Origin of the sequence: Flavobacterium sp. (assembly GCF_044371705.1) — a bacterium.
Lineage (GTDB): Bacteria > Bacteroidota > Bacteroidia > Flavobacteriales > Flavobacteriaceae > Flavobacterium.
Genome location: NZ_JBILTE010000180.1, coordinates 1 through 5187, shown reverse-complemented (window position 1 = coordinate 5187; position 5187 = coordinate 1). Strand labels below are relative to the sequence as shown.

The following is a 5187-nucleotide window of genomic DNA, read 5'->3' as shown; positions in this document are numbered from 1 at the left end:
CGTGCACCTCGATCCCTCAGAAATCCTTTCGTGTGGTTCTCCCTTACATAGAAAGATTTTACTATTTTTGAATTAAAGGAACAACATGAGTAGGAACTATAAATTTTAAAAACGAATGACTTTTTTTATTGTAAAGCCACACGAAGGGATACGTGCGGCAGCGGGGGATAATTATAAATCTTAAAACAGGATTGAATAAATGATTAGTATCAATATAAAAAACATTGGCAATATAACTGTCATCGATAATAATGTTGTTGTTTACAAAATGATTAGAAAATCACCCATTCCTTTTTCTAAAACTGTAGGAGAGCTATTTCATTTTGATAAGAAGGTTGCTACCATTCATCATGGTTTTATCAGAAAAAAAATTGTATTTCAAGACTTTGCATTTCATGTAAAAATTTTAAAGCAGCAAATATTCAGCTCGATTTTTAGTATCGATGATAATCTTATACAGGTTAATCATAATCCATTTTTTTTGTTCAATAAAAATTTTTGTAAAGTCTATTATAATTCTGAACTAGTAATTGAAATAACAATTAAAAGTACAGTTGATTTAAGCGGATATAACCTAGATTTAAAATTTTTCATTGAAAATGAATTGGTTAAGCAAGCAAGTTTAATTTGCTTTATTATTTATTCAATAGAATATAATTTATCGTAAAAATGGAAAAAAATAATTTTAGTGAATTTGAAGTAAATTCTAATAATAGAAGAAGAAGTTTATTACCCTGGTGGATAAAGTTCTTTTGTTGGTTGTTTATGTTTGCCTTCGTTTTAGCCATAATTAGAGTTATCTTGTCTTTTTTTGATATCAACTCAGCATTTGAATTTTATGCATTAAATGCAAATGATAGTTTACTGAATTTAATAATAGTTTTTATCGTTTTTGTATTGCATGGAGTTACAAGTTATAGTTTGTGGTATGAAAAAAAATATGCAATAGTCTTAGCACAAATTGACGCAATCTTTGGAATATTGATATGCGTATTTTCAATGTTTTTAAGTTATCAAAATGGACAAGCTACTTTCAGACTAGAACTCATTTTGCTTGTTTTGTTTTTAATTAAAATAAATAAAATAAAACAAAATTGGATTAATATTGCTGATTGAAAGGGGAATAAATTATCAGCTTTCCCTAGCCTTTATCTAAAAATTAGCACTTTGCATGCTCTCCCAAACTCGCCTCAAAAAAAAACTCCTGATTTCTCAAGAGTTTTTATAACAATTATTTAGAAGTTTTAATTCGGATATACTTTCAAAGCATCTTTTAAAATTTGAACTGATAGTAACTAGAACAAGCGGCAATTAAATTCTTTCAACAATTCTAACAGTATGATTGGTTACAACGACAAAATTATTTTCAAGCTTATCGGAATAATTTTTTAAAAGTTTAGATAAAACTTCTATTCGCTTTACGAAATTATTAGGAATGCAACGCACTAAAATAATCCCACTATGAACTTTTTGATTTCTAAAAACCATCTCGCCAAAATCTTTGTCAGAGGTAATAAGTATGTAATTTTCGAGGTGACATTTTTCTAAAATGGACTCATCAGATGCACCACGCCATTGTTCAAAAACCGAATAAACTTCGTGATTTTCTTTATTTAGCCAATTGGCTACCGAAGTGCCCGTGCATTCATCAACTAAAAATCGCATTTAAGAAGCAACTTTATCCAAGTCAAAAGTGGTAGTTTTTTCAAGAATATTCTCGGCATATTGCAAACAAGCTAAAATCTCTTGCTTTGTCAACCCTTGGTATTCTTGTAGGATTTCATCAATAGAAATTCCTTGAGCCAACATAGAAATAATATGTTCAACAGTAATCCTTGTCCCTTTTATCACAGGCTTCCCAAGCATTATTTTAGGATTAATTTCAATAAATTCCATAATTATTTTTCTTTAATTCATTTCAAATATAATAAATAAAAAAATCAAATGATAACTTTTGAACCTCATTCCAGCTAAATACCTTTTGTTTTACCTGTAAAAACTGCTCTTCCAAACCCTAAAGTTACAGTTATTGAAAATCATTGCAAAAAAAAACTCCTGATTTCTCAAGAGTTTTTATAACAATTATTCAGAAGTTTTAATTCGGATATACTTTCAAAGCTTCTTTTAAAATTTGAACCGATTTTACCAAATCTTCTTTTTTCAACACATAGGCAATTCGCACTTCGTCCAATCCAACACCGGGAGTAGAATAGAAGCCGGCTGCCGGAGCAACCATTACTGTTTCACCATTGTAGTCATAGGTTTCCAATAACCATTGTGCAAAGTGATCGGCATTTTTAATCGGAAGTTTGGCGATGCAATAAAAAGCTCCTTTGGGAGTGGCTACTTTCACACCTTCAATTTTGTTCAATTCTTCAATTAGAATGTCACGTCGGCCGCGGTATTCCGTAATCACCTCGTCAAAGTAACTTTGTGGTGTGTCGAGAGCCGCTTCACTGGCAATTTGTGCAAAAGTGGGCGGACTCAATCGTGCTTGGGCAAATTTCATTGCTGTTGCCATCACTTCTTTGTTTTTGGATACAATGCAACCAATGCGTGCTCCACACATACTGTATCTTTTGGAAACAGAGTCAATCATGATTGCGTTTTGTTCCAATCCGGGTACATTCATGACCGAAAAATGAACGTCGCCGTCATAAGTGAATTCTCTATACACTTCGTCTGCAATTAGAAACAAATCATGTTTTTTGACAATGGCTGCCAATTGCATGATTTCTTCTTTTGAATATAAGTAACCTGTTGGGTTCCCCGGATTACAAATTAAAATGGCTTTCGTTCTTGGAGTAATTAATTTTTCAAAAGCAGTAATTGGAGGTAAGGCAAAACCTTCGTCAATCGTAGAAATTACCGGTACTACTTTGACGCCAGAAGCGGTTGAAAAACCATTGTAATTGGCATAAAAAGGTTCGGGAATAATGATTTCATCGCCGACATCCAAACAACTTCCCATGGTAAAAAGCAAAGCTTCCGAACCACCGGTAGTAATAATGATGTCTTCTGTATTGATAGGTAGTCCGTGTGAGGTATAATACGCAGAAAGTTTTCTTCTATAACTTTCAAATCCTGCAGAGTGACTGTATTCTAAAACAGCAATGTCCAAGTTTTTAATCGAATTCATGGCCACTTCAGGAGTTTTGATGTCCGGCTGACCAATATTCAGGTGGTAGACTTTTAAACCTTTCTTTTTAGCAATTTCAGAATAAGGAACCAATTTACGAATAGGTGATTCCGGCATTTCTTTACCTTTATTAGATATTTTTGGCATAACGTTAGTTTTGAACTGCAAATTTGCAACTTTTTTTATTCAGACCCAATCCTTTGGTTTGATATCTTTTAGTTTATTAATATATTTATAGAAAAAAAGCTTTGAAAAAATGCATTATTATAGTAGTATGTTTGTTACTGACCTTTGGCAGTTATAGTCAGGAGGGATTTCATCTTTCAGGAAACAAACAAGCGAAAATTTCTTTTCAATTAATTAATAATTTAATCTTTATTCCGGTAAAAGTAAACGGTGTTTCGATGACTTTCTTACTCGATACCGGTGTAGAAGAAACGATTTTGTTTAGTTTGGAAGAGACAGATACTGTTCCGTTTTTTAATGTGAATAAAGTAAAATTGCGAGGTCTAGGAGGTGATGAATCTATTGAGGCATTGAGTTCGAGCGAAAACCGTATTGAAATTAGCAAAAACTTCGCAGACGCCAAACACACCATTCTTATAGTTTTAGACGAAGAGATTAATTTCTCATCCTCCGTTGGAATTCCGGTTAATGGTATTTTGGGATATCATTTTTTTAGGAATAGTTGTGTGAAAATTGATTATGTCAAAAAGCATTTACATATTTATAATACAAATTCAAAAGCAATAAAAAAGTTAAAAAATAAATATAGAGCTGTACCTATTTCTATTGAAGGAAATAAGCCCTATCTGATTGGCAATTTTAAATTGAATGGCTCCAATGATTTTGAAGGAAAATTATTAATAGATATAGGGAATAGTGATGCACTATGGTTATTTGAAAAACAATCGGAACTGATAAAAATCCCGGCATCAAATTTTGAAGATTTTCTGGGAAGAGGATTTAGCGGAGACATACACGGTAAAAGAGCAAAAATTAATCAATTTGAAATGGCAACTTTTCAATTCAACAAGCCATACGTGGCATTTCCTGATTATAATTCCATTAAAAACGTGAAAATGGTTTCAAAGCGAGTTGGCTCAGTTGGAGGTGAAATTTTAAAACGTTTTAATGTTGTATTTGATTATCAAAATAATTTACTATTACTTAAGAAAAACGAAAAATTCTCAAATTCTTTTACCTATAATATGAGCGGTTTAGAGATAAATCATGCAGGTAAACAGTGGGTACCGGAAACCATGCCCATTACTACTTTTGTTACTACTGTTGGAGACGAAAGTCATTATCAAAAAAAAGAGAATCCAATCAAATTTAATTTTGTCTTGAAGCCTATATTTAAAATTGTGAACGTGCGTGAAGATTCTCCCGGAGCCACTGCAGGACTCAAAAAAGATGACGTAATTGTATCAATTAGCAGAAAACCGGCAAGTACTTATACCTTGCAAAGCATTAATGAATTATTAAAATCGGAAGACGGAAAAAAAATACTTTTTGAAGTCAATAGGAATGGAAAATATGTAAAGACGACCCTTCAATTAAAAAGTATTCTATAAAAAAAAACTCCCTATTGGGAGTTTTACAGTTATTGTACCGGTCCTGCTTTTTTCTTTTCTAAAACATTTACGTTTGGTTTTTCTAAGACTTCACCTTTTATTTTTAAGTGAATTTTACCGCCTTCGTAGTTAATGGCATTACTTTCAACAGTAATACTTTTTCTAATCGGACCAGTTGCCATATTGTATTTAACCTCAATTTTTCCCGTTTTACCCGGTAAAATTGGTTCTTTAGGTTTCGAAGGAACCGCACATCCACAAGTGGATTGAACATTTTCAATAATCAAAGGAGCGTCGCCGGTATTAGTAAATTCAAATACTCTAATGCCTGAATCTATGCCTTTGTAAATCTTACCATAATCAATCGTGTTGTCTGCTGCTTTAAATTCAATCTTTGGCCCTTTTTGACCAAAAGAAGTGGAGCTCAAAAAAGCCAAACAAATGAGTGTAACTGTCTTTTTCATAATAATA

7 protein-coding genes are annotated in these 5187 nt (G+C 32.2%); 3 read left to right on the top strand and 4 right to left on the bottom strand.

All coding sequences use genetic code 11. The annotated features are described in order from the left end of the window. Positions 1–199: 199 nt before the first annotated feature. Both ACIQ2S_RS11045 and ACIQ2S_RS11040 read left to right on the top strand, forming a co-directional pair. Complete coding sequence (locus tag ACIQ2S_RS11045; protein ID WP_396175933.1) at positions 200–667, top strand: hypothetical protein; 468 nt, start codon at positions 200–202, stop codon at positions 665–667. 2 nt (positions 668–669) lie between these two features. Beyond that, entirely contained in the window at positions 670–1116 is a 447-nt protein-coding gene (locus ACIQ2S_RS11040) for a hypothetical protein (RefSeq protein ID WP_396175931.1), read from the top strand. Positions 1117–1311: 195 nt separating this feature from the next. Here the strand turns inward: ACIQ2S_RS11040 and ACIQ2S_RS11035 are convergent, their stop codons facing one another. From ACIQ2S_RS11035 to ACIQ2S_RS11025, 3 genes are all read right to left on the bottom strand, one after another. Then, positions 1312–1665 carry a DUF5615 family PIN-like protein gene (locus ACIQ2S_RS11035; RefSeq protein WP_396175929.1) on the bottom strand — a complete coding sequence of 118 codons (354 nt, stop codon included), beginning with the start codon at positions 1663–1665 and terminating at the stop codon, positions 1312–1314. After that, positions 1666–1896, bottom strand: coding sequence for a DUF433 domain-containing protein (locus tag ACIQ2S_RS11030; protein ID WP_396175927.1), 231 nt, complete (start codon positions 1894–1896; stop codon positions 1666–1668). It lies immediately after the preceding gene. A 199-nt stretch (positions 1897–2095) separates the two neighbouring features. After that, the gene (locus ACIQ2S_RS11025) at positions 2096–3286 is read right to left on the bottom strand and encodes a pyridoxal phosphate-dependent aminotransferase (protein WP_396175925.1); all 1191 of its coding nucleotides are present in this window, start codon (positions 3284–3286) and stop codon (positions 2096–2098) included. 101 nt (positions 3287–3387) lie between these two features. On the opposite strand from ACIQ2S_RS11025, the gene ACIQ2S_RS11020 reads away from it, so the two are divergent. Further along, positions 3388–4716 carry a PDZ domain-containing protein gene (locus tag ACIQ2S_RS11020; RefSeq protein WP_396175923.1) on the top strand — a complete coding sequence of 443 codons (1329 nt, stop codon included), beginning with the start codon at positions 3388–3390 and terminating at the stop codon, positions 4714–4716. 29 nt (positions 4717–4745) lie between these two features. On the opposite strand, the gene ACIQ2S_RS11015 is transcribed toward ACIQ2S_RS11020, so the two are convergent. Next, positions 4746–5180: a DUF1573 domain-containing protein gene (locus ACIQ2S_RS11015; RefSeq protein ID WP_396175935.1), complete on the bottom strand. Its 435-nt coding sequence runs from the start codon at positions 5178–5180 to the stop codon at positions 4746–4748. Positions 5181–5187 lie beyond the last annotated feature (7 nt).

Bases quoted from the DNA above. Each gene is read 5' to 3' on its own strand.
- ACIQ2S_RS11045 (WP_396175933.1), top strand. From the start codon at position 200: ATGATTAGTATCAATATAAAAAACATTGGCAATATAACTGTCATCGAT.
- ACIQ2S_RS11040 (WP_396175931.1), top strand. From the start codon at position 670: ATGGAAAAAAATAATTTTAGTGAATTTGAAGTAAATTCTAATAATAGA.
- ACIQ2S_RS11035 (WP_396175929.1), bottom strand. From the start codon at position 1,665: ATGCGATTTTTAGTTGATGAATGCACGGGCACTTCGGTAGCCAATTGG.
- ACIQ2S_RS11030 (WP_396175927.1), bottom strand. From the start codon at position 1,896: ATGGAATTTATTGAAATTAATCCTAAAATAATGCTTGGGAAGCCTGTG.
- ACIQ2S_RS11025 (WP_396175925.1), bottom strand. From the start codon at position 3,286: ATGCCAAAAATATCTAATAAAGGTAAAGAAATGCCGGAATCACCTATT.
- ACIQ2S_RS11015 (WP_396175935.1), bottom strand. From the start codon at position 5,180: ATGAAAAAGACAGTTACACTCATTTGTTTGGCTTTTTTGAGCTCCACT.